This is a genomic window from Bacillus sp. KNSH39 (assembly GCF_052656585.1).
The window spans coordinates 2,941,241-2,966,082 of record NZ_JBQXYO010000001.1; the positions used below are offsets into that span (position 1 = coordinate 2,941,241).

The window sequence follows — 24,842 nt, forward strand, 5'->3', positions numbered from 1 at the left end:
TTCCAATATTTCCACAACTAAGTCAATCTTAGCCTACTCATAAATTTTTTGTCAACTATATTACGTATAAAATTTTTAATATCTAAATTTCTCTATATGCGGCTTTTTTTACAAAAAAAGAGACTTTCTATTATAGAAAGCCTCTTTTCTCTATTTTTCTACAGCAATTTCCTGCTTTTGAAACTTAGAAACTATATAACCAAATCCTATACCGATTATACCTGGAACTAACCAACCAATTCCTACACTATATAATGGAATCTTATCTAAAATAGGTGCTAGCGCTGCAATTTGAAGGTTTGCATTGTGTAACCCATCAAAGAAACTTATTGCAAATGCTCCTACAATCCCGCCCACATACATCGCTAATGGAAGACGAACGTAGTTTTCAACAAGTGATAATACGATAAGTACGATTCCAATTGGATAAATTGCGATTAAGATTGGTAATGCTAATGCATTTAACTGAGTTAACCCAAGGTTTGCTACCATAAATGCTAATACACAGAAAATGAAAACGACTTTTTGATAAGAAAGCTTTGGTAATAAGGAAGAGAAGTAATCACCACAAGCTGCAACAATACCTACAGAAGTTGTTAAACATGCTGCTGTAATTGCGATCCCTAGTAATAAAGTTCCGTAGCTACCAAATAAATGATTCACGACATTTGTTAAAATAATTCCTCCGTTTGCGCCCATTCCAAGTGACACACTAGAAGCTCCAAGATAAGCAAGTGCTAAATACACAAGTAGTAGACCAAGCGCTGCAATAAATCCTGCAAAGATTGTTACTTTTGCAATACTGTTTTTATTTGTAATGCCTTTTTCTTTTAACGCATGAATTACAACATTTCCGAATACCAGTGCCGCAAGTCCATCTAAAGTTAAATATCCATCAATAAATCCTTTAAAGAGAGGAGCACTATACGCTTCTGTCGGTGCACCAAATTCTCCAATTGGTGTAATAAGTGCTTTACCTACGATAATTGCAATAACAGCTAATAATATTGGAGTTAGCACTTTACCAATACGACCCACTAATTTCGAAGGATTTAAAGCTAAATAGAAAGTGACTGCAAAGAAAATAAGTGTAAAGATAACAAGTGGATATGACTGACCAGCTATCTCACTTGGTAAAAACGGTGCAATACTCATCTCATAAGCTACTGTTCCTGTACGCGGCACACTTACGAATACGCCTAAACATAAATAAATTGCAGTGATAAAAACAAGTGCGAATATAGGATGTACACGTCCTGCTAGCTCATTAATATCTCCCTTTAAAGCTATAACAATTACTCCTAATAAAGGTAGTCCAACGCCTGTTACGATAAAACCAAACAACGCAATCCATACGTCTGTTCCAGCGCCTTGTCCTAATGCTGGTGGAAAAATCATATTACCCGCACCAAAAAACAGTGCAAATAACATTAAACTTATTGCAAACATCTCTGAAAACTTTAAAGATGATTTCATTTCTACTAACCTCCTAAAATAATAAATTAACAAAATATTCTGAATTAAAATCCGTCATATATCCTCTTTCAAGCATACTTCCCCGTAAAAGAACGCAAAAAACACCCGTCCCTAATAAAGGGACGAGTGTTGAAATCGTGGTTCCACCCTTATTCTAATAAAATGAATTTATAACGAAATAAGCTCATTTTATAGCTCGTGTAAATTGATAACGGTTTTATCCGCCAAGAATTACAATGCATCATGTATGCAGTTCACTCTTGAAGTTTAGAGGTGGTAAGCTTGTCTTTTCGTATTAGGAAGCTCACAGCCTAAGGCTTCCCTCTCTGAGAATCGTAAAATACAACTCATGTCCTCATCATTACTTTTATAAAATATCTTGTCGAAACTTGTTGTTTTTTATTATATGGGCTATTTTTTAAAAAATCAATAGTTTTATTTTTTCTGACAAAAAAATATAGGGAGAAAATTTTTCCTCCCTATAACTGCCCTATTAAAATTTCTAACTCTTCAGCTGTAACGCTCCGCCACTTTCCAACTTCAAGCTCATTTAGCTCTATATTCATAATGCGTACTCGCTTTAGCTTTATTACAGTAAATCCGAAAGCACGACTCATTCTACGAATTTGCCTGTTCATTCCTTGCGTTAAAACGATACGAAATGTTGATTGATCGACTCTTGTCACTTTGCACGGCTTCGTCATTCCATCTTTAATCTTTACACCGCGGGACATCTCATCAATAAACCAGTCCGTAAAAGGTTTATCGACTGTGACAACATATTCTTTCTCGTGCTCATGATCACCGTGTAAAATTTGATTCGCAATGCCGCCGTCATTCGTTAATAAAATAAGTCCTTCTGATGCTTTATCTAATCGCCCAACTGGAAAGATTCGCTCTGGGTAATTGATATAATCAATAATATTATCTTCAATATGATCGGCTGCTGTACAAGTAATTCCGACTGGTTTATGAAATGCGATATACACTTTTTCTTTCTCTTCTTTTACAATAACTTGCCCATCAATCGTTACCCTATCACCATCGCTTACGAGTGCACCGTGCGTACATATTTCGCCGTTAATAGCCACGCGTCCAGCTTTAATAAGGCGATCTGTTTCACGTCTGGAGCATGATTTTGCTTCGCTTATGTATTGGTTGATTTTCATGTTCTATTCCTTTTCACATATATTAAAAGCGTCAATCTATGGCAATATCATTTTGCCACGATTGACGCTTTTTCACCTCGCAAAAACAACTAAATAAATAACCCCAATCACCAAAAATATTCCACAACAAGCTAACAATACTTTTGCAAGTTTGTCCATAAACATATAATGGTTTCCCCTTTGTTTCGTTGTTTTCTATTTTAATTCGACAACTGTTACGCCTAGGCCTCCCTCGCCCATGTCACCGTAACGGAAGGTTTTTACACCGCGATGCTTCTTCAAGTAATCTTGTACACCTTGGCGAAGTGCTCCTGTCCCTTTACCGTGAATAATTGATACGCGAGGATAGCTTGCAAGCTGGGCATCGTCTAAGTATTTCTCAACGCGCGCCATTGCATTTTCAAATCGTTCACCACGAAGGTCAAGTTCTAATGAAACATGATAGTCTCTACCTTTTACCGTTGCAACTGCTTTTTTCTCTGTTTGCTTCGGTGTGTTAATGTATTCCATATTAGATTCTTTCACTTTCATCTTCAGAATACCGATTTGTACGCTCCACTCTGTATCGCTTACTTTTTCAAGTAGTTGACCTTTTTGACCGAACGTTAATACTTTCACTTCATCACCTGCACGTAACTGTTGTTTCGGTGCAGTGTTTTTCACATTTACTTTTTGTTTCTTAACAAGCTCTGGCGCTGCGCCTTCTAGACGACTCTTCGCTTCAATTAGCTCGTGGTCTTTCACATTTGCAAGCTGTGCTTTACGCAATTGACGAAGTTCTTGAATAATGCCTTCTGCTTCTTTCTTTGCAGCTTCGACTTTTTCTTCTCCTTCTTTTTGCGCTTTTAATAATCGTTCGTCGCGATCTTCGTTAAATTCAATAATTTGACGTTGTAATTCACGATGCAGTTTTTCAGATTGTTTGCGAAGCGCTTCTGCTTCGTTCCAGTCACGCTCTGCGTTCTTCTGGCTTTCTTCTAACTTCGCAATCATATTTTCAATTTTATTCGTATCTGTACTAATGTGATTGCGTGCTTGCTCAATAACGCGATCAGATAATCCAAGACGTTTCGAAATTTCAAAGGCATTACTACGTCCTGGTACACCGATTAATAATTTATAAGTTGGACTTAATGTATTTACATCAAACTCAACACTCGCATTAATAACTTGCTCACGGTTATATCCGTATGCTTTTAATTCTGGATAATGCGTCGTTGCAACAACGCGAGCACCGCGATTACATACTTCATCTAAAATTGAAATGGCAAGTGCAGCCCCTTCTTGCGGGTCTGTTCCAGCACCTAATTCATCGAATAAAACTAAGCTTTCAAAATCAGCTTTTTCTAAAATATCAACGATGTTCACCATATGTGAGGAGAACGTACTTAAACTCTGTTCAATCGATTGCTCATCACCGATATCAGCAAAGATATTTTTGAATACACAAATCTCTGACTCATCCATTACTGGAATGTGAAGGCCAGATTGCGCCATTAACACACAAATACCAACTGTTTTCAGCGTAACTGTTTTACCACCTGTATTCGGTCCTGTAATAACAATTGTCGTGAAATCTTTACCTAACATAATGTTATTTGGCACGATTATTTCTGGATCGATAAGCGGATGGCGAGCTTGTCTTAAGTCCATGTAACGCTCGTTATTTACAATCGGCTTTGTCGCTTTAATTCGCTTCGCATAAAAAGCTTTCGCAAAGATGAAATCAAGATTTGCAACTACTTCTACGTTTGATAAAACGATATCCGCTTCTACTGCCACTTCTTCTGTTAACATTAATAAGATGCGTTCGATTTCTTGTTTTTCTTTCACACGTGCTTCTTGCAGTGCATTATTTAATTCTACAATGACTTGTGGCTCAATAAATAACGTTTGTCCAGAAGCCGATTGATCGTGAACAATACCACCATATACGCCGCGATATTCTTGTTTTACTGGGATTACGTAACGTTCGTTACGAATCGTTACAATCGAATCAGACAGCATCTTTTGCGCGTTTGAAGAGCGCGTCATATTTTCTAACTTTTCACGAATACGACTTTCCGCAGTACGAATTTGAGTACGAATACCACGCAGTTTATCACTTGCGCTATCGACTACTTCACCGCCGTCACCGATGCAATTTGTAATTTTCTTTTCTAAATCATATAAAGATACAATTTGAGCGACGTGAGTTTCTAAAATCGGAAGCTCGACACCGTTATCAGCCATATCTTCAATGAAGCGTTTCATATTACGACTACCATACATCGTATTTGCAATATCAAGTAATTCATTTGGACTTAACATACTCCCAATTTTTGCACGCTTCACATTTGAGCGAATATCCGTAATACCACCTAATGGTGCACTACCTTTTAAACGAATAACTTTCGCTGCTTCATCCGTTGTATCTTGCATTTCTACAATTTCTTCAAAATCAGTGCTCGGCACTAAATGCTTCACTTTGTCACGACCAAGTGAAGATGCTGTATGTTCAAGTAATTGTTCTTTTACTTTATTGTATTCTAATACACGCAACGTTCTTTCTAACATGTTGCAGGTCCCCCTTGTATTACTTATTACGTTTAATATAGTCTAATAAACGTTCAATATCCCACGTGTTAATCACGTTATCTTTTTGAATCCAACCTTTACGTGCTGCTGCTACACCTGTTTCCATATCTTCTAACATTTCAAGCGTATGAGCATCCGTATTAATCGCTACTTTCACACCAGCATCTTGTGCTTGTTTTAATAATTTCGCGCTTAAATCTAGACGGTTCGGATTCGCATTTAATTCTAAAACTGTATTTGTCTCTTTTGCTAGTTCAATTAATAAATCTGTATCTACATCATAACCCTCACGACGCCCGAGAAGACGTCCTGTAGGATGGGCAATCATTGTGACATGTTTATTCTCAAGTGCAGTACGTAGACGCTTCATAATCGTTTCACGGTCTTGTGAGAAGCTAGAGTGAATCGCTCCAATGACATAATCTAATTCTGCTAATACTTCATCATCAAAATCAAGCGAGGCATCTGGTAAAATGTCCATTTCAATTCCGCGTAAAATTGTAATGTCTGGATACTTTTCATTCATACGTTCAATTTCTTTCGCTTGCTCACGAAGACGCTCTTTCGTTAAACCGTTCGCCACTTTTAAGTATTGCGAGTGATCAGTAATCGCCATAAACTTATATCCACGAGCACGGCACGCTTGTACCATTTCTTCAATAGAAAAAGCACCGTCACTCCAAGTTGTATGCATATGTAAATCACCTTGTATATCGGAAAACTGAATTAAGTTCGGATACTCTTTAATTAATTCAATTTCTTTTCCATCTTCACGCACTTCTGGCGGAATAAATGGCAAACCGAAATGAGCAAAGAAGTCTTCTTCAGTCTCAAATGTTTTCACTTCACCTGTTTCCAAGTTCTCTACACCGTACTCACTAATTTTCTCGCCTTTATCTTTTGCGATTTGACGCATTTTTACGTTATGATCTTTTGATCCTGTGAAATGGTGAAGAGTTGTAATAAACTCTTCTGGTTTTACTAAACGGAAATCAATTGAAATATCATATTCATATTGAAGACGGACAGAAACTTTTGTATCTCCACTTGCTATTACTTCAATCATATTATCAAATTGTAGTAAATGCTCACGTACCGCTGCTGGTTCTGTTGTTGCAATGATAAAATCTAAATCTTTCACTGTTTCACGAACACGGCGCAAACTACCAGCGCGAGAGAAACGAATTACTTCAGCAATATTCGACAATTTCTCCTCTATTTCCCCGGCAATAGGCAATACCATCGCAATTGGTAAACGCTCTGGACGAGAGCCTACTTGATCGATTGCTTCTAATATTTTCTCTTCTGTCTTCTTACCGAAACCTGCTAAAGCTTGTACTTTATTTTCCTCACAAACAGCTTTTAGCGATTCCATATCAACAACACCAAGTTCTTTGTATAACTTAGCTACCTTCTTACCACCAAGACCTGGTAGTTTTAATAACGGCAATAAGCTACTTGGTACTTCTTTTTCAAGTTCTTGTAATACTTCAGATGTTCCCGATTCTATATATTCTTGAATAACTGCTGCTGTTCCTTTTCCGATGCCCGGAATCTTCGTGAAATCTTCAATCTCAGAAAGACTACGATCATCACTTTCTAATGCTGCTGCCGCTTTACGAAATGCAGATATTTTAAATGGATTCGCGCCCTTTAATTCCATAAAAAGCCCGATTGTCTCTAATAATTTGATAACTTGTTTTTTATTTACTTTCATCATTGCCCCGCCTTTCTTTCATAGAAAAAAACTTCTCTTTCCGAAAAAAGAGAAGTTATACTCTGCTACCTGTCTGCCATAGCTCCTTCACCTTTTCAGATAGAATCGGTGTATCGTCTACAATTATTTTGCTAATTGATGATTTTTGTAATGGTGTTTGTACTTGTTCAATCGGAAGAATGTTTCCAATGATAATTAAGACAAACAAAATAATATATACTTCTAAAAATCCGAGGATTGCCCCCGCAAACGCATTTACTTGCTTTAAAACCGGTATTTCTGCAAACATATTTAACAAATTACCAAGTAATGAAAGTGCAATTTTAGTAATAATAAACAATATGATAAACGCAAGCGCTTGATAAAATACTGTCTCAATATTATTTGCATCAATCCATTCTGGAACAGATACGTTTTTATCAAATGGATACGGAATAAATTTCGCAAGTGCTGGCGCTAAATCTTTACAGTACCAGTATGCAACAAGGTATGCGATAATAAAGCTTGTTAACTTTACAAGTTGCAGAATAAACCCTCTGCGTAAGCCGAGGAAAAATCCCATAACAAGCAGTAAAATGATAATAATATCAATCATGTTATTCCATTCCTTTTTTTGTCATACTTTCTTTCAATTTCTCATGTTCTTCTTTTAATTTTATGTAATCGTGTATGACGTTTACCGCCGTCAATACCGCTAGTCTACTCGTGTCAAGCGAAGGATTCTTGGCATTGAGTTCGCGCATTTTATCATCCACAATCGCTGCTACCATGCGGATATGACTTGTACTTTCATCGCCAACAACTGAATATTGCTGACCATAGATTTCTACATTAATTCGACTTTTCTTTCCCTTTTGTTGTGACAACTCACCGGCCTCCAATCACGTACAGAATCCTAAAGTTTATCATACCATGAACCTTCATAATATGGAAACAGAAAGAACAATCCGATATGATAAAAATAACAATATAAAAAAAGGGGCGACCATTATGTCAAATTCTATCGTAATTCAAACAAATTCTACAGTAATTGAAGACATGAAACAACAATATAAACATTCGCTTAGCCCGAAAACTCCGCAAGGCGGGATCTTCATGGCAAAGGTACCATCTTGCACGATTACAGCGTATAAATCTGGAAAAGTAATGTTCCAAGGAGGCCGCGCTGAAGCAGAAGCTTCTCGTTGGCAAACTGTCTCTCAAACACCGAAAACAGCTGTAAAAAAATCTGTCGATTCACACCGTTATGCACCGCCTGCTTCCATCGGTACAATGTCTATCGTAGGGTCAGATGAAGTGGGTACTGGTGATTTCTTCGGGCCGATGACAGTCGTTGCTGTATATGTGGATGCGAAGCAAATTCCACTACTAAAAGAACTTGGTGTAAAAGACTCTAAAAACTTAAATGACGAACAAATTACTGCCATTGCGAAACAACTTCTTCACGTTGTTCCTTACAGCTCTCTCGTTCTTCATAACGAAAAATATAACGAGCTATTTGATAAAGGAAACAACCAAGGTAAGTTAAAAGCTTTACTACACAATAAAGCTATTACAAACTTATTAGCTAAAATGGCACCTACAAAACCTGAAGGCGTCTTAATCGATCAATTCACACAACCTGATACATACTATAAATATTTAGCAAAACAAAAACAGGTACAACGTGAAAATGTTTACTTCGCAACGAAAGGCGAAAGCGTCCATTTAGCAGTAGCCGCCGCCTCCATTTTAGCTCGTTACTCATTCGTAAAACAATTTAACGAACTAAGCAAAAAAGCTGGTATGCCCCTTCCAAAAGGTGCAGGTAAACAAGTTGATATCGCCGCCGCTAAATTAATTCAAAAGCTTGGTAAAGAACGATTACCTGAGTTTGTGAAACTGCATTTCGCTAATACGGAGAAGGCGCTTCGCTTATTAAGATAGTATCGACAAAAACAGGAGCCTACAAACTCCTGTTTTTTGTTTCATGTGTTCTCGATTCAATGTAATTGCATTTACTATTTTCCTCTTCTAACTATATCGCTAAATTAACTCATTTTTAGTAATTCCCCTATAAAAAAGGAGAGCCGCCAAGACTCTCCCTTTTTTATATTAGCTTCGTTTCTGCTTCTTATTTGATGAAGATACTTTATGAGAACCCGTTTCATGTGTTGTTGTCCCTTGTCCTTCCACTTCTGGAGAACCTAGGATTGATCTTGAATGGTCTTTTTTCACTTTTTTACTCATTGCACTCACCCCCAAGGTTACTTTTTACTTAAGGGTAAAAAACTATTCAACATAATAATCTGAACATATACTCGCTACTCTTTTACTCTCGTGTTTGGTTTTCGCTTATGTCCCATAGCCGCTTTGCTGCATCCTTATCCAAGGCAGCTTCAGACATTTCCCCTACTTGTTTATCGGCATAGTAATAACCACTCTGATTAGTAAATCCAGTTGATTCTGCTAGCCATACTAAAGTTTCAGCACCTTTCTCCGGCGTACGGGAGAAAGGTTTCATTGCTGCCATAGTTAAGCGAGCAGCTAGACCATTATCCTGGTTAAAATTTGTATTCACTAGCCCCGGGTCAAAGCTATAAGCACTAACACCCGTTCCCTCCAATCGCTGTGCCAATTCAGAGGTGAATAAAATGTTAGCTAGTTTTGTTTGTGCATAACGCATTGTAGGACCGCCCATGAACTTCTTAATACCGCGATACAGTTGTTCTGCATCTAGATCATCGAAATCAATTCCCTTTTTAGCCATTTTATGACCGTGAGATGCAGTGGTAATGACGCGAGCAGGAGCACTTTCTTTTAAACGCTCCAACAACAAATCTGTAAGTAAGAATGGACCTAAATGGTTTACCGCCCAGGTCATCTCCAAACCGTCCTCTGTAATTTGTCTTGTTTGAAATAAAGCACCCGCATTATTTACTAATATATCAATTCTCGGACATCTTTCTAAAATATCGGTAGCTACCTGGCGTATAGATTGTTGGGAAGACATATCAGCGAAAAATATATCTACCACTGCATTCCCATCCGTTATATTTTCAAGTTGAGTCATAACATCATTCGCTTTTGCTTCATTACGTGCAATGATTCCTAGCTTAGCACCGCTTTTTGCAAACATCTTAGCTGCCGCTAATCCAATACCACTTGTTGCACCAGTGATTACTATATACTTGTCACGCAATGTCCACTTTGTATGACTTGGAATTTCCCCCATTGTATAAAAACCCCTTCCCTATATAAATGTCGCATTCGTTTTACTTATATATGAAGTGGGAATTGAACTATGAACAACATCTTTTCTAGTCGTGAAATACTTTATAAAGTTCAGGTTGCAATTACAACCTTTCTCAATAAAAAAAGCGAGAGCAGTTGCTCTCGCTTTTTTTATATCTTAAAACTCAGAAGAACCTGGAGTTCTTGGGAATGGAATTACGTCACGGATGTTAGCCATGCCAGTGATGTACATTAGGAAGCGCTCGAAACCTAGACCGAATCCAGCGTGTTTTGTACCGCCGTATTTTCTAAGTTCTAAGTACCACCAGTAGTCCTCTTCGTTCATACCTAATTCTTTAATTCTGTCTACTAAAACGTCCATTCTTTCTTCACGTTGACTTCCGCCGATTAATTCGCCGATGCCAGGAACTAGAAGGTCAGTAGCAGCTACTGTTTTACCGTCTTCATTCAAACGCATGTAGAATGCTTTAATGTCTTTCGGATAGTCAGTTACGAATACAGGGCGTTTGAAGATTTCTTCTGATAAGTATCTTTCGTGCTCTGTTTGTAAGTCAATTCCCCATTCTACTGGGTATTTGAAGTCAGCACCTGATTCTTGAAGTACTTTAATTGCTTCTGTATAAGTGATGCGACCGAAGTCTGAGTTAATTACGTTGTTCATGCGCTCAAGAACTGTTTTATCAACGAAGCTGTTGAAGAATTCCATTTCTTCTGGTGCATGCTCTAATACGTATTTCATTGCATATTTCAGCATATCTTCTGTAAGGTTCATTACATCCCCTAGTTCCGCGAATGCAATCTCAGGCTCAACCATCCAGAACTCAGCAGCGTGGCGAGTTGTGTTTGAGTTTTCTGCACGGAATGTAGGTCCGAATGTGTATACATCACGGAATGCTAATGCATAAGCTTCAGCGTTCAGCTGTCCACTTACTGTTAAGTTTGTTTCTTTACCGAAGAAGTCTTTTGACTCATCAACTTTTCCGTCTTCACCTTTTGGTAGGTTATTTAAATCTTGCGTTGTTACGCGGAACATTTCGCCAGCACCTTCTGTATCACTACCAGTGATGATAGGTGTATGAACATGTACGAATCCACGCTCTTGGAAGAATTGGTGAATCGCAAATGCTGCGATAGAACGTACGCGGAACGTTGCAGAGAATGCATTTGTTCTTGGACGTAAGTGAGCGATTGTACGTAAGTATTCAAATGTATGACGTTTCTTTTGAAGTGGGTAATCAGAATCTGATAAGCCCTCGATATCAATTTTTTCTGCTTTAATTTCAAATGGTTGCTTCGCTCCAGGCGTTGCAATTACTTTACCTTCTACTTTAACTGAAGAGCTAAGTGGAAGTTTTGCAATTTCTTTGAAGTTCTCTAATTCTGTATCGAAAACGATTTGAACGCTTTTGAAGAAGCTACCGTCGTTTAATTCGATGAAACCAAATGCTTTTGAATCACGTAAGTTACGAATCCACCCTGATACTTGTACTGTTTGATCTGCATACTTTTCTGTATCTCTATACAGACTTTTTACTAATGTGTTTTCCATAGTGAAATTCTCCTTTGCTCATATATTTAAATACAAAAAAACCTTTCATCCATAAAGGGACGAAAGGTTAAACTTCGCGGTACCACCCAATTTGTCATAAAGACCAACTTTAACTCGTATGTAATACATACTTCCCGGTTTGTAACAGGCCGGATTCCCGTCTAAGTCTACTCTTGAATACAAGATTCAATTTCGGTTAGCAACTCCAAGGTGTTCTTCACATATACCGCCTCATCAGGCTCTCACCGTCCCTGACTCGCTTTGGATTATAGTATATACTACTTTTCCTTATCATCGTCTTTCATTTTGTTAAACTAAAATTAATGTACTACATTCGAGAGAAAGATGCAAGGTGTCGGAAAATATATGAGCGATTTTTGTAATATATCGACTTACCGACAGTGTCCGACAACTAACCCAATAAAAAAATTGCCGGAATATATCCGGCAATTTTCTAATTACTTACGTAACTCCGCACCGAATTTCTCTTCTACCGTTGTTAGTACACGGTTATGTGCTTCTGTTACTTCTTCGTCTGTTAATGTACGTTCTGCATCGAAGTAAGTCATAGAGAATGCAAGTGATTTCTTGCCTTCTTCCATTTTTTCACCTTCGTATAAGTCGAATAGTGTTACGTCTTTCAGAAGTTCTCCGCCAGCTTCAGCAATGACTTGCTTCATTTCACCAGCTTTTGTTTCTTTTGTTACTACAACAGCCATGTCACGTGTCATAGATGGGAAACGTGGAATTGCTGCGTAGTAAGTTTCTTCAGCGTCTGCACCGAATACTTTTACAAGAGATAATTCAAATACGAATGTATTTTTCACATCTAATTGTTTTTCTGCTTCTGGGTGCAATTGACCGATGAAACCAATTACTTCGCCATCTAATACGATGTCAGCTGTACGGCCTGGGTGCATACCTTCACGTTTTGCTGGTGCATATGTGATTTGGTTTGCAACGCCAAGTACGTCGAATAGTCCTTCTAGTACACCTTTCACAACGAAGAAGTCTACTACTTTCTTCTCACCTTGCCATGCATGGTGAAGAGCAAGACCTGTCATAACACCTGCAAGATGTTGTTCTTCTTTCGGAAGTTCTCCTTCTTCTGTCGGTAAGAAGATAGAACCTACTTCGTATAAAGCAACGCTGTCGTTTTTACGAGCGACATTGTATGAAACTGCTTCTAGTAATTGCGGTACTAAGCTTAAACGAAGTTGGCTACGTTCTTCACTCATTGGAAGTGCAAGACCTACAGGCGCCTTTTCATTTGGCTCAACCATATATTGTTTCGCTTTATCAGCGCTTGTTAATGAATATGTGATTGCTTCATATAAACCAGCACCCTCTAAGAAGCGGCGTACTTTACGACGTTTCGTTTGTGCTGATGTTAATTTACCACGAGTCATCGTTCCAGAAGGTAATGTAACTGGAATGTGGTCATAACCATATAGACGGCCCACTTCTTCTACTAAGTCTTCTGAAATTGTAATATCAGGACGACGTGCTGGTACATTCACGTGGAATGTTCCTTCTACTTCTGTGAATGGGAATTTCAAGTTTGTGAACATTGTACCCATTTCACTCGCAGAAATATTTGTACCTAATACACGGTTTACTTTTTCAGCAGTAACAGATACTGTACGCTCTTGTACTTGTAAGTTGTCAGCTTCTACTACACCTTCAAGTGCTTCACCGCCAGCATATTTCGCCATTAAAGCAGCTGCGTGTTGAATTGCTTCAAATGTACGTGTTGGGTCGATTCCTTTTTCGAAACGTGCACTTGATTCACTACGAAGACCTAAGTCTTTTGATGTACGACGTACTGTTTGACCTGCAAAGTATGCAGACTCAATTAGAACGTTTACTGTCTCATTTGTAACTTCAGAATCCGCCCCGCCCATTACACCAGCAACAGCTAAAGCTTTCGTGCCGTTTGTAATTACAAGGTGGTGGCTTTGTAATGTACGCTCTTGATCATCTAACGTTTCAATTTTTTCGCCTTCTTTTGCAAGACGAACAACGATTTCTTTTGAACCTAATTTATCGTAATCGAATGCATGTAACGGTTGACCGTATTCCATTAAAATGTAGTTTGTAATATCAACTACGTTGCTAATTGGACGAATGCCAGCTGCCATAAGACGAGTTTGCATCCACATTGGTGATGGACCAATCTTTACGTTTTTAACCATTTTTGCAATGTATAATGGGTTTTCTTCTTTCGCTTCTACACTTACAGAAATATAATCAGAAGTTTTTTCTGCTGTTTCTTGTAAGTCGATAGCTGGAAGTTTTACTTCGCGGCCATAAATAGCAGCTACTTCGTAAGCAACACCTAACATGTTTAAGCAATCTGCACGGTTTGGTGTTAAGCCAAGCTCAAGTACTTCATCGTGTAAGTTTAAAATTTCAAGTGCATCTGCACCAACTTCAGCGTCACTTGGGAAGATGAAGATACCATCTGCGTATTCTTTTGAAACTAACTTTCCATCAATACCAAGCTCTTGAAGAGCACAAACCATACCGTGAGAAGCTTCACCGCGTAGTTTTGCTTTTTTGATTTTGAAGTTACCAGGAAGTACAGCTCCAACTTTTGCAACTGGTACTTTTAAACCTTTTGCAATGTTAGCAGCTCCACAAATAATTTGAACTGGCTCTTCTTCACCGATATCGATTAAGCATTTGCTTAATTTATCAGCTTCTGGGTGTTTTTCACATTCTAATACGTGACCAACTACAACACCTTTTACACCTTTATTTAATACTTCAACGCCTTCTACTTCAATACCACTTTTCGTGATTTTGTCTGCTAGTTCTTGTGCTGTTACATCTTTAATATCTACATACTCTTGTAACCAACGATATGATACGAACATACTTATCCTCTCCTTCCCTTACGCTCGTTTGAATTGTTGTAAGAAACGTACATCATTTGTATAGAAATGACGAATGTCATCTACTCCGTATTTCAACATTGCGATACGCTCTGCGCCCATACCGAATGCGAAACCTTGATATTCTTTTGAATCATAACCAGCCATTTCAAGTACGTTCGGGTGAACCATACCTGCGCCTAGAATTTCAATCCAGCCAGTTCCTTTACAAGTGCCGCAACCTTTGCCATGACACATCATACAAGAAATATCCATCTCTACAGATGGCTCTGTGAATGGGAAGAAACTTGGACGAAGACGGATTTCACGATCTTCACCGAACATCTTTTTCACGAATACTTGCAGTGTACCTTTTAAGTCACTCATACGAATGTTTTTATCAATTACAAGACCTTCAATTTGCATGAACTGATGTGAATGCGTCGCATCGTCGTCATCACGGCGATACACTTTACCAGGACAAATAATTTTAATTGGGCCTTTTTCTTTATTATTTTCCATCGTACGTGCTTGCACAGAAGATGTATGTGTACGTAGTAACGTTTCTTCTGTGATGTAGAATGTATCTTGCATATCACGCGCTGGGTGATCTTTCGGTAAGTTTAGTGCTTCGAAGTTGTAGTAGTCTTTTTCTACTTCTGTTCCTTCAGCTACTTCATAACCCATACCGATGAATACATCTTCAATTTGCTCAACAACAGCCGTTAACGGATGGTGACAACCTGTTTCAACAGGACGACCTGGCAATGTAACATCAATTGTTTCAGTAGCTAATTTCGCTTCAATTACTGCTTTTTCTAAGTTACTAATTTTGTCGTCTAGACGCGTTTGAATCGCTTCACGTACTTCATTTACTAATGCTCCCATACGTGGACGCTCTTCTGCTGATAATTTTCCCATGCCGCGTAATACTTCTGTAATTGGACCTTTTTTTCCTAAATACGCTACGCGTACGTCGTTTAAGCCTTTCAGCTCTTTCGCTTCTTCAATAAGCTCTAACGCTTTTTGCTTTAGCTCTTTTAAACGTGCTTCCATTTTGGAACCCTCCTAATTTTAAAAATAAAAAAACCTCGCTCCCAAAAAGGGACGAGGTAAATTCGCGGTACCACCCTAAATTGACAGAACATGTCTGCCCACTCATTAGTTATAACGATCAATTCTGACCGGAACGCCTTTACATATACATGGTCCTGGCGTCAACTCCAGAGGTGAATTCACTTTCGTCTACCATAAGAATGCTTTCAGTCTACGACATTCTCTCCCTATATGGCGATTTTGTAAGCTACTCTTCTCTATCAACGTTTTTCGTTATTTAACTTTTAATATAATGTACTTCAACTTATTATAAGAAGTTTTTTATTTGTTCGCAACCGGGCTTTGCAAATAATACGTTAAAATCCCTGCTGCAACCGCAACATTTAATGATTCTGCCCCGCCGTAAATCGGAATATACAAGTTTTGATCCGTTTTTGCAAGAATTTCTTGGCGTACGCCATTTCCTTCATTTCCTACAATTAATGCAAAACTGCCAGCCGGCGTTACTTCACCATACGGAACTCCATTTTCAAGAGCTGTTCCATATACAGGAACGTTATTTTCTTTTAACTTGTCTACCCATTCTTCTAAGTTCCCTTTTACAATTGGTAAGTGGAAAATAGAGCCTTGTGTAGAGCGGAGTACTTTACTATTGTAAACATCAACACAACCTTCTCCAAGCACAACGGCGTGAATACCAGCTGCATCAGCTGTACGAATAATTGTTCCTAAATTACCTGGGTCTTGCAGGCCATCTAATAAAAGGAATTTCCCATCAGTAAGAGCTACTTCTTTCTCATGCTTCTCACAAACAGCAAATACACCTTGCGTCGTTTCTGTTTCACGAAGTATTTTTACAATCGCCTCAGGTACGATGTACATTTCCACATCATTAACTGTCCAATCTTTCGGAAGGTCTGTCTGATCTGAAACGATAAGTTCTGTTACAATTCCTGTCTTCAAAGCTTCCTCGACTAAGTGGAATCCTTCTACAAAAAATAAACCTTTTTTATCGCGTTCTTTTTTCGTTTGCAGCTTTTTCCACTGCTTTACACGCGGATTTTGTACTGAATCAATGTTTTTCATAATATGTATTTCCCTCTCTTCTTGTCTTATCATTATAGCCTATTTTTCATACATATTTACATAAAAAAGAACAAAAACTAACGTCAGTTTCAATTCTGAAGAAGAGGTGAAAGCAATGAGTTTTAATTTACGCGGTGCCGTATTAGCGAATGTATCTGGAAATTCACAAGATCAATTACAAGAAACAATCGTCGATGCAATTCAAAGCGGTGAAGAAAAAATGCTTCCAGGTCTTGGCGTTTTATTTGAAGTCATTTGGAAAAACGCTGATGAAAATGAAAAGCACGAAATGTTAGAAACACTAGAGCAAGGATTAAAAAAATAAGCAATTTGAAAATCACCTTTGCATAAGCTAAGGTGATTTTTTTGCAGAAAAATTTTTTCTTCTCCTAAACATTTCTACTTTACTAACGAACTATGATGGAGTACAATGTTCAAAATACATTTAAACCGATCGATTTTTCTTCATATACACCATAAGATAAAAGGAGTGAATGTTTTATGCACCGTATTACGCTTGAACAAATTTTTAAACACCACATTACACAAAAATACGTAAACCGTTCTGGAATGGTCCACGCGATCGCTGTCGCTTACCATGCGTTTCACCTAGCCAAAAAGCATCACGCCTCAGTCGATGCTGCCACAAAAGCTGGCTTCCTTCATGATATCGGACATCATACGTGGTACACAGGCGGCGAATGGGATTATGACTTATATAAAAAGAATGATATCCATGCAATTAAAGGCGCTGAAAGAGCACATAAATTACTTATTAGATTAGGAGAACATCCAAAACTAGCAAAAGAAATTTCTATTGCAATTCTTCTTCATACAGATTCTTTCTTAGTGGAACAAGAAATTGAAAGAACATCTCTTCAAAATATTATTAAATGGGCAGACGAAGCAGATGAAGAACCGGGCGGAGCGCATCATTATCGAACAATTTCTTATGAAAAAGCACTTAAAGCAATTCAGCAATTAGATCGATTGGTAGAGCGTGAATTGCAAATAGAGCAAGCAAAATTGAATAACAAGACAGAACATAGTTATCAATGAGAAAGAGGCATCACTACAGGGTGATACCTCTTTTATTATTTTATGGAAAATACACCTTTATATGTAATATTTAAATATTACGCCTGAAAACAAAATCCATTATTCCAGCTATGTTATTTCATATTATCAATAATATGTTAGCATTCTTAGGATAAAGAGAGGTATCATGATGATACCTCTCTTTACTCTTTTTATAACAACTTCTTTATACTAATTTTAATTTCTTTAATTGTCTTATTAGCGAGGATAAATGGATTACAAGCACAATGTAAAAGTATACACAACATAGGATTTATTATTTTTATTGCGGGACTACTGGGGGTTATTTTCTGGGTTCTCATGTCTGCAGGTGATTCATTCTATATCTAATTGAATCCTTGTATAAGAAAACAAAAAAGCAGGGAAATTAATTCCCTGCTTTTCTATTTGGTTTATTGCCTGATTGTAAGAAGAACGATAACACCCAAGCGATACCTGCAAGTATCGTTGCGATTAAGAAGGCATCGTTAATACCGTTAATTGCAGATAGTTTTGAAATTTGTCCATATAATAGTTGTGTGCTCATCGCGTCTCCTGCTTGAGCTGATCCAGCTAAGGCCGCTAAGCTTTGACCCATGCCGTGTACTTTATCAACTAAAATTGGGTTTGATGTTGTTAACATGTTGCCGTAATCTGCTACGTGGGCAGTTGTTTGTTGCGTCATAAGTGTAATTAAAATCGCTGTTCCAATTGAACCAGCTACTTGTCTTGACGTATTTTGCGTTGCTGTACCGTGAGAAATTAATTTCATCGGCAGCGCGTTCATACCAGCTGTCATAATTGGCATCATAATGAATGACATACCAATTGAACGTATAATATAATCCGTCATAATAACGCTATACGGCGTATCCATCGATAATTTTGTAAATTCATATGTCGCATACGTCGTAATTGCCAATCCAATTATCGCTAATGGACGAATACCATATTTATCGAATAATTTACCCGCTACTGGTCCCATGATCCCCATAATTAATGATCCTGGAAGAAGTAGTAAACCAGATTCAATTGGCGTAAAGCCACGAATGTTTTGCAGATATACTGGAAGCAATAACATACCTCCGAATAATGCCATCGTAACGATTGCATTAATTACTAAAGTAAAAGTAAATACTGGATATTTAAATACTTGTAAATCAAGCATTTTATTGTCCGTTGTTAACTCTCTCCAAATAAATAACGCTAAACCAATTACACCGATAACAAGTGAAATAATGACTTCTGCACTAGTCCAACTATTATTTCCAGCTTCACTAAATCCGTACAATAAGCTTCCTAGTCCAATACTTGAACTAACCACACCGAATATATCTAATTTCGTTTTAGACACCGGCTGAGCTAGTGTAAAGAATTTTAAAGATAGGAACGTAATAATTAAACCAATAATAAACATCGCATAGAACATTAAGTTCCAGCTATAGTTTTCAATCACCCAACCTGTTACAGTTGGTCCGATAGCTGGTGCTAAAATCATCGCTACACCTAGTAATCCCATCGCCGCTCCGCGTTTATGAGGCGGGAATAACGTCATGAAGATATTCATACCAACCGGCATTAAAATACCCGCACCAACTGCTTGAATTACGCGACCTGTCATCATCATTGTAAAGTTTCCTGAAGTAGCACAAATGATAGATCCTACCGTGAAGAATAACATTGCTGCTACGAATAATTTACGATACGTAAATCGTGAAACTAAAAAGGCACTAATCGGTACTAAAATACCATTTACAAGCATGAAGCCTGTAATTAACCATTGTGCTGTTGAAGTTGATACATTAAATTCATTCATTAACGGAGGTAATGCAACATTAATGATTGTTTGGTTTAAAATAGAAACGAACATGCCTAGAATTAATACAGCTACAACTGCTTTTACGTTCACATTCTCTACAGGCATAGACATTTGTTTTTTCGGCACTTCTTTTTCTTGTTTTACTTCTTCTTGCTTTCCTGTTTCTAACTCAACTACATTAGAAATTTCCGATTCTTGCTTTCGTTCAATTTCTTTCTCTTCTGTTTCAACTTTACTTACTTCTATTTTACTTACGGCTGGGACTTGTTCTTCTCCCATTTTCGTTTTTTTCTTTCGTAAAAGACGATTTACAAGGAAGAAGACGATTATACAAAATAGTGCATATCCTGCAATTACAATTGAGGACATCTCATCTCCCCCTTACTTATGAATACGAACTGTCACATTCATGCCAGGAACAATATTTACTGATTTGCTATGATCTAAAGAAATTTTAACTGGTACTACTTGTGTTACTTTCGTATAGTTCGCTGTTGCGTTGCTTGATGGCAACATAGAGAATGTATTCGCTGTTGTTAAGCCAACTTGTTCTACTTTTCCTGTTAACGTTGTATCTGGGTATGCATCTACATACACATCTACATCTTGACCTTTTTGAACATCATCAACATCTGTTTCTTCAATGTTTGCTGTTACCCATAAATTGTTCATATCAAATGCATAAGCAATCGGGCTACCCGCTCCAACGAAAGCATTTGTTGTCGCGTTTGATTGTACAACTGTTGCATTTTGTGGAATTGTTACATCTACTGTTTGTTCTCCATTAGCTGCCGCTACAGTAACAGTACCTAATTTATCGTTCTCATTATAATTTTTTCCTACTTCAGCTTTCCAGTCAGTTAGTTTACCTGCTACTGGTGAAGCAACCGGAATTACCTTTCCATCAATCTTTGCATTGTCTGTTTTTAAGTAATTTTCCGTTTGATTGTAATAGTAATAACCGCCAATACCGCCGCCAACTAGTACAATTAATGTGATAATGTTGATAATTACCATTCTTCGAAACTGATTCATTGCATTCCTCTCCTTATATCGCATATAATTTTTTTCTAAACTATTTATGTCCTTATTGTTTAGATTGTTTAATTGTTAATTATATTAACCTTTTAACAAAAAAATCACACCATCTGCAGCGTAAATCGAAATTTATCTACCTGCGAGCGGTGCTGATTTCTGAAGGACTATCGTTTATAATTATAAATAATTATTTTGAATCTACAACCGACAATTCACGTATGAAATGTCGTTTAAACAACAATATAATACCAATATGTTGTTTAAGTATAGAAAATTAAACGAGGGGAAATAAAAATGTCTATTAAAAATACAAATGATCCACGTGTAAAACGGACGAGACAACTCATACAGGATGCTTTTGTCGCTTTAGTAGGCGAAAAAGGCTTTGAAAATGTAACTGTGCAACATATCGCAGAACGCGCTCCTGTAAACCGCGCTACATTTTATAGCCATTACCACGATAAATATGACTTACTAGACAAAAGCATTGAAGAAATGTTAGAAAAGCTAACTGAAGTAATTAAACCGAGAAATAGAAATAAAGAAGATTTCCAACTAACATTTGATTCGCCACATCCAAGTTTTTTGGCCTTGTTCGAACATATTGCAGAAAACACTAACTTCTATAACGTCATGCTTGGTGATAAAGCTGCTGGAAACTATACGTATAAGATGATGAAAGCAATTCAAACGCATTTAACATTAAGCCTCTCTATTTCACAACCTAACGATGAAAAACTAATGGTTCCACGCGATATTCTCATTAGTTATGTTACTGGTGCCCACCTAGGAATGATTATGTCATGGCTAAAAAGAGGGATGATATATACCCCGCATTTTATGGCGATGCAATTAACTCGTTTAATTATTTTAGGGGCTCATACTGCTGCAGGATTAGAAAGGCCTTTTTAAAACATAAAAAAGCGAAGGAGAAGCTCCTTCGCTTTTTCTATTAATTAAATGTAATGTTATGTACAGCCTCTTTATCAAGACGTTTAATAACTTCTACAATTAACTTCACTGCATTTTCATAATCATCACGATGTAACATTGCCGCATGAGAATGGATATAGCGCGTTGCAATTGTAATTGCCATAGAAGGAATACCATTTACAGCAATGTGAATCGCACCCGCATCCGTTCCTCCGCCTGCTACTGAATCATATTGATACGGGATTTGTAATTCATCAGCAACATCAACTACGAAATCACGTAAACCTGTATGTCCAATAACAGAAGCATCATATAAAATGATTTGTGGTCCATCGCCCATTTTACTTTGTGCTTCTTTTGACGTTACACCCGGTGTATCTCCAGCGATACCAACATCTACTGCGAACGCGATATCTGGTTTAATATAATTCGCAGATGTTTTTGCGCCACGAAGACCAACTTCTTCTTGTACAGTTCCAACGCCATATACAACGTTTGGATGCTTTTCATCTTTTAATTGTTTTAATACGTCAATTGCAATTGCACAACCGATTCGGTTATCCCATGCTTTTGCAAGTAACATTTTTTCATTCTTCATCACTTGGAATTCAAAGTAAGGTACAACTTGATCTCCTGGTCGTACGCCCCACTCCATCGCTTCTTCTTGGCTAGAAGCACCGATATCGATGAACATGTCTTTAATTTCAACTGGCTTTTTACGAGCTTCTGGAGGTAAAATGTGCGGTGGTTTTGAACCAATTACACCTGTTACATCTCCTTTACGCGTTACAATCGTCACGCGTTGCGCAAGCATAACTTGTGACCACCAGCCACCAACCGTTTGGAAGCGAAGGAAACCTTTGTCATCGATTTGTGTAATCATAAATCCAACTTCATCTAAATGACCTGCAACCATAATTTTCGGGCCGTTTTCTTCCCCTACTTTTTTCGCAACTAAACTCCCTAAATTATCAGTAGAAAGTTCGTCCGCAAACGGCTCAATATATTTCTTCATTACTTCACGTGGTTCACGCTCATTACCAGCAATACCACGTGCATCTGTTAATTCTTTTAGCATTGTCAATGTCGCGTCTAATTTTGTCATTGCCAACACCCTCCTTTTTCTTCAGTCAATTCATTATACAATAATTAAATTGAAATATTCAAAAATTAAATTAGTATCCTTGTGTTTGACGCTGATGATTTACTTCATTTTTATCTAAATATGCTTTTTCAATCTCTTCTTGTTCAAATTCAAGTGCTTGTCCAAGTCGAAGATAGCTCGTAAATAATTCAATATAGTTTGTAATAGATGGTTGATCTGTAAAACGAATTACTTTCGCATATGTGTCTAAGAAAATTTCCACTTGTGTTTTATTCGTCTGTGCACATTTATAGAATAGGAAGTTTTTATCAATACCTAAATCAATTCCGATTGATAAAATAAAATGCAAACCATCTACGTATTCTTCTAATATTACTTCACGTTCTGATGCTGGTTTGTTGCTCCAATATTTAAAACAACGTGTTTCATTTGCAAGTTCTCCAATTTCTACAAGAAGAGCTAACATTTTTTCTTTTAACAATTTTTTCGGTTGTAAGTCATGTTCTTTTGCAATACGGTCATCTAATTCTTTTTGTAATTTAAATAGTTGTAGTAAGTCCATTCTATTGTCCTCCTCCAACATCGCATTTTACGCAACAATGTTGTTTCATCTCAAAGTTCATTATTATGTTTCAGTTCTTATGAATAAGTCAGCTATCTAACTCTTTATAAAATAGCTTGTCCTTAATTTACAAATACGTTTCAGTCATCGCTCTTAAATTGTTCATCTGATGAAAGTTCCATATCATCTTTCCATTATAGCAGTGTCGTTTCAGCTAGGAAAGATACTCTTCTTTCCAAACGAGCAGAATTGAAAAAAGCCAGGAGTATTCTCCTGACTTTATATGTATATTCTTCTATACTGCTATAACTTTTATATTGATTTTGTCATATTGATAACAACATAGCCGTTAATCTTTAGAATTTCTTTCACTTCTAACTTCTATTTGAATACAAATAAAAAACCTTAGAAGAAAATTCTTCTAAGGTTTCAACTAATTAATTAGTTAATGTTGTTTTTTGCAACTGTTGCTAATTCAGCGAAAGCTTTTTCGTCATGAACAGCTAAGTCAGCAAGCATCTTACGGTTAACTTCGATGCCAGCATTTTTAAGACCGTGCATTAAGCGGCTGTAAGAAAGACCATTCATACGAGCTGCTGCGTTGATACGTGTAATCCATAATTTACGGAAGTCACGTTTCTTTTGACGGCGGTCACGGAATGCATACATTAGAGATTTCATAACCTGTTGGTTAGCAACCTTGAATAATGTATTTTTTGAACCGTAGTAACCTTTTGCTAATTTAATTACTTTTTTACGACGTTGACGAGTAACTGTACCACCTTTTACTCTTGGCATAATATTACCTCCTAATTGTTCTATATATCAGCCGAACTTATTTTAAGTTGTCAAGCATTTGACGAATGCGTTTGAAGTCACCAGCGCTTACTACACCAGCTTTACGTAGTTTACGTTTAGCTTTTGTAGATTTGTTAGCGAATAAATGGCTTGTGTAAGCGTGAGAACGTTTCAGTTTACCTGATCCAGTCTTTTTGAAACGCTTTGCAGCGCCGCGATGAGTTTTTTGTTTAGGCATAGGTATTTCCTCCTCTATCTATTACTTATCGTTTTTCGGTGCTAAAACTAAGAACATACTGCGTCCTTCCATTTTAGGCTTAGATTCAACTGTGCTAACTTCAGCACAAGCTTCTGAGAAGCGATCTAAAACACGTTGACCGATTTCTTTATGAGTAATGGCACGTCCTTTAAAGCGAATTGATGCTTTAACCTTGTCGCCTTTCTCTAAAAACTTGATAGCATTACGAAGTTTTGTGTTAAAGTCGTGTTCATCAATTGTTGGACTTAAACGAACTTCTTTCATGCTAATTACTTTTTGATTTTTGCGCTGCTCTTTTTCTTTCTTCTGTTGCTCAAAGCGGAATTTACCGTAGTCCATAATGCGGCATACTGGCGGTTTCGCATTTGGAGCAACTAATACTAAATCAAGATTAAGATTTGCAGCTAAGTCTAAAGCGTCATTACGAGACTTGATTCCAAGTTGATCGCCATTTGCGCCAACTAAACGTACTTCACGTGCACGAATTTGCTCGTTAATCATCATATCCTTG

The 24,842-nt window shown here is 37.4% G+C and carries 23 protein-coding genes, 2 pseudogenes and 3 other annotated features; of the genes and pseudogenes, 6 read left to right on the top strand and 19 right to left on the bottom strand.

Translation table 11 applies throughout. The annotated features are described in order from the left end of the window. Positions 1-150 precede the first annotated feature (150 nt). From brnQ6 to zapA, 6 genes are all read right to left on the bottom strand, one after another. Complete coding sequence (gene brnQ6 / locus ACUL40_RS15010) at positions 151-1,476, bottom strand: branched-chain amino acid transport system II carrier protein BrnQ6 (RefSeq protein WP_000842635.1); 1,326 nt, start codon at positions 1,474-1,476, stop codon at positions 151-153. 115 nt (positions 1,477-1,591) lie between these two features. Beyond that, positions 1,592-1,847, bottom strand: a binding site (T-box leader). A 108-nt stretch (positions 1,848-1,955) separates the two neighbouring features. Further along, positions 1,956-2,645 carry a 23S rRNA pseudouridine(2604) synthase RluF gene (locus ACUL40_RS15015; RefSeq protein WP_000700729.1) on the bottom strand — a complete coding sequence of 230 codons (690 nt, stop codon included), beginning with the start codon at positions 2,643-2,645 and terminating at the stop codon, positions 1,956-1,958. Positions 2,646-2,840: 195 nt separating this feature from the next. After that, positions 2,841-5,201 carry an endonuclease MutS2 gene (locus ACUL40_RS15020; RefSeq protein WP_000893715.1) on the bottom strand — a complete coding sequence of 787 codons (2,361 nt, stop codon included), beginning with the start codon at positions 5,199-5,201 and terminating at the stop codon, positions 2,841-2,843. 19 nt (positions 5,202-5,220) lie between these two features. After that, positions 5,221-6,939, bottom strand: coding sequence for a DNA polymerase/3'-5' exonuclease PolX (gene polX / locus ACUL40_RS15025; protein WP_000867532.1), 1,719 nt, complete (start codon positions 6,937-6,939; stop codon positions 5,221-5,223). A gap of 55 nt (positions 6,940-6,994) precedes the next feature. Continuing rightward, positions 6,995-7,534, bottom strand: coding sequence for a CvpA family protein (locus ACUL40_RS15030; protein WP_000565409.1), 540 nt, complete (start codon positions 7,532-7,534; stop codon positions 6,995-6,997). Between the two features lies 1 nt (position 7,535). Further along, positions 7,536-7,805: a cell division protein ZapA gene (gene zapA / locus ACUL40_RS15035; RefSeq protein WP_000082701.1), complete on the bottom strand. Its 270-nt coding sequence runs from the start codon at positions 7,803-7,805 to the stop codon at positions 7,536-7,538. A 124-nt stretch (positions 7,806-7,929) separates the two neighbouring features. Here zapA and rnhC point away from each other — a divergent pair, with 124 nt between their 5' ends. Beyond that, a complete protein-coding gene (gene rnhC / locus ACUL40_RS15040; RefSeq protein WP_000071593.1) occupies positions 7,930-8,865 on the top strand; it encodes a ribonuclease HIII in 936 nt (311 codons plus the stop codon). A gap of 168 nt (positions 8,866-9,033) precedes the next feature. On the opposite strand, the gene ACUL40_RS15045 is transcribed toward rnhC, so the two are convergent. The 6 genes from ACUL40_RS15045 to ACUL40_RS15070 all read right to left on the bottom strand — a co-directional run bounded on the left by ACUL40_RS15045 (position 9,034) and on the right by ACUL40_RS15070 (position 16,773). Then, positions 9,034-9,168 carry a YuzL family protein gene (locus ACUL40_RS15045; protein WP_000039591.1) on the bottom strand — a complete coding sequence of 45 codons (135 nt, stop codon included), beginning with the start codon at positions 9,166-9,168 and terminating at the stop codon, positions 9,034-9,036. Positions 9,169-9,250: 82 nt separating this feature from the next. Beyond that, positions 9,251-10,153 (bottom strand): SDR family oxidoreductase, encoded by a 903-nt coding sequence (locus ACUL40_RS15050; protein WP_000503910.1) that lies wholly within the window; start codon positions 10,151-10,153, stop codon positions 9,251-9,253. Between the two features lie 177 nt (positions 10,154-10,330). Beyond that, the gene (asnS, locus tag ACUL40_RS15055; protein WP_000432177.1) at positions 10,331-11,722 is read right to left on the bottom strand and encodes an asparagine--tRNA ligase; all 1,392 of its coding nucleotides are present in this window, start codon (positions 11,720-11,722) and stop codon (positions 10,331-10,333) included. Between the two features lie 52 nt (positions 11,723-11,774). Then, positions 11,775-12,026 (bottom strand) — a binding site (T-box leader). 154 nt (positions 12,027-12,180) lie between these two features. Then, positions 12,181-14,601, bottom strand: a complete 2,421-nt coding sequence (gene pheT / locus ACUL40_RS15060; RefSeq protein ID WP_000498186.1) for a phenylalanine--tRNA ligase subunit beta — start codon at positions 14,599-14,601, stop codon at positions 12,181-12,183. Between the two features lie 18 nt (positions 14,602-14,619). Continuing rightward, positions 14,620-15,654, bottom strand: a complete 1,035-nt coding sequence (gene pheS, locus ACUL40_RS15065) for a phenylalanine--tRNA ligase subunit alpha (RefSeq protein ID WP_000388219.1) — start codon at positions 15,652-15,654, stop codon at positions 14,620-14,622. Positions 15,655-15,698: 44 nt separating this feature from the next. Then, positions 15,699-15,927 (bottom strand) — a binding site (T-box leader). A gap of 48 nt (positions 15,928-15,975) precedes the next feature. After that, on the bottom strand, positions 15,976-16,773 hold the full coding sequence (locus ACUL40_RS15070; RefSeq protein ID WP_002026395.1) for a TrmH family RNA methyltransferase: 798 nt from the start codon (positions 16,771-16,773) through the stop codon (positions 15,976-15,978). An 82-nt stretch (positions 16,774-16,855) separates the two neighbouring features. Here ACUL40_RS15070 and sspI point away from each other — a divergent pair, with 82 nt between their 5' ends. The 4 genes and pseudogenes from sspI to ACUL40_RS15090 form a co-directional block, all read left to right on the top strand. Next, positions 16,856-17,065, top strand: a complete 210-nt coding sequence (gene sspI / locus ACUL40_RS15075; protein ID WP_000009509.1) for a small acid-soluble spore protein SspI — start codon at positions 16,856-16,858, stop codon at positions 17,063-17,065. A gap of 176 nt (positions 17,066-17,241) precedes the next feature. Then, the gene (locus ACUL40_RS15080) at positions 17,242-17,799 is read left to right on the top strand and encodes an HD domain-containing protein (protein ID WP_000554786.1); all 558 of its coding nucleotides are present in this window, start codon (positions 17,242-17,244) and stop codon (positions 17,797-17,799) included. Positions 17,800-17,873: 74 nt separating this feature from the next. Beyond that, positions 17,874-17,954: pseudogene (locus ACUL40_RS15085) on the top strand (CPBP family intramembrane glutamic endopeptidase); the annotation flags it as partial. A gap of 58 nt (positions 17,955-18,012) precedes the next feature. Next, a pseudogene (locus ACUL40_RS15090) lies at positions 18,013-18,168 on the top strand (DNA-binding protein); the annotation flags it as partial. Positions 18,169-18,205: 37 nt separating this feature from the next. On the opposite strand, the gene ACUL40_RS15095 reads toward ACUL40_RS15090, so the two are convergent. Beyond that, positions 18,206-20,005, bottom strand: coding sequence for a DHA2 family efflux MFS transporter permease subunit (locus ACUL40_RS15095; RefSeq protein WP_000095295.1), 1,800 nt, complete (start codon positions 20,003-20,005; stop codon positions 18,206-18,208). A 12-nt stretch (positions 20,006-20,017) separates the two neighbouring features. Next, a complete protein-coding gene (locus ACUL40_RS15100) occupies positions 20,018-20,671 on the bottom strand; it encodes an HlyD family secretion protein (protein ID WP_001071419.1) in 654 nt (217 codons plus the stop codon). Between the two features lie 297 nt (positions 20,672-20,968). Here ACUL40_RS15100 and ACUL40_RS15105 point away from each other — a divergent pair, with 297 nt between their 5' ends. After that, complete coding sequence (locus ACUL40_RS15105) at positions 20,969-21,586, top strand: TetR/AcrR family transcriptional regulator (RefSeq protein ID WP_000023672.1); 618 nt, start codon at positions 20,969-20,971, stop codon at positions 21,584-21,586. Between the two features lie 40 nt (positions 21,587-21,626). Here ACUL40_RS15105 and ACUL40_RS15110 read toward each other — a convergent pair whose 3' ends face one another. The 5 genes from ACUL40_RS15110 to infC form a co-directional block, all read right to left on the bottom strand. Further along, the gene (locus tag ACUL40_RS15110; protein WP_000163555.1) at positions 21,627-22,712 is read right to left on the bottom strand and encodes a M42 family metallopeptidase; all 1,086 of its coding nucleotides are present in this window, start codon (positions 22,710-22,712) and stop codon (positions 21,627-21,629) included. 70 nt (positions 22,713-22,782) lie between these two features. Then, on the bottom strand, positions 22,783-23,274 hold the full coding sequence (locus ACUL40_RS15115) for a dUTP diphosphatase (RefSeq protein ID WP_000365050.1): 492 nt from the start codon (positions 23,272-23,274) through the stop codon (positions 22,783-22,785). A 441-nt stretch (positions 23,275-23,715) separates the two neighbouring features. Further along, a complete protein-coding gene (gene rplT, locus ACUL40_RS15120; RefSeq protein WP_001138362.1) occupies positions 23,716-24,072 on the bottom strand; it encodes a 50S ribosomal protein L20 in 357 nt (118 codons plus the stop codon). A 37-nt stretch (positions 24,073-24,109) separates the two neighbouring features. Further along, positions 24,110-24,310 carry a 50S ribosomal protein L35 gene (gene rpmI, locus ACUL40_RS15125; protein WP_001125945.1) on the bottom strand — a complete coding sequence of 67 codons (201 nt, stop codon included), beginning with the start codon at positions 24,308-24,310 and terminating at the stop codon, positions 24,110-24,112. Positions 24,311-24,331: 21 nt separating this feature from the next. Beyond that, on the bottom strand, positions 24,332-24,835 hold the full coding sequence (gene infC, locus ACUL40_RS15130) for a translation initiation factor IF-3 (RefSeq protein WP_000973215.1): 504 nt from the start codon (positions 24,833-24,835) through the stop codon (positions 24,332-24,334). Positions 24,836-24,842 lie beyond the last annotated feature (7 nt).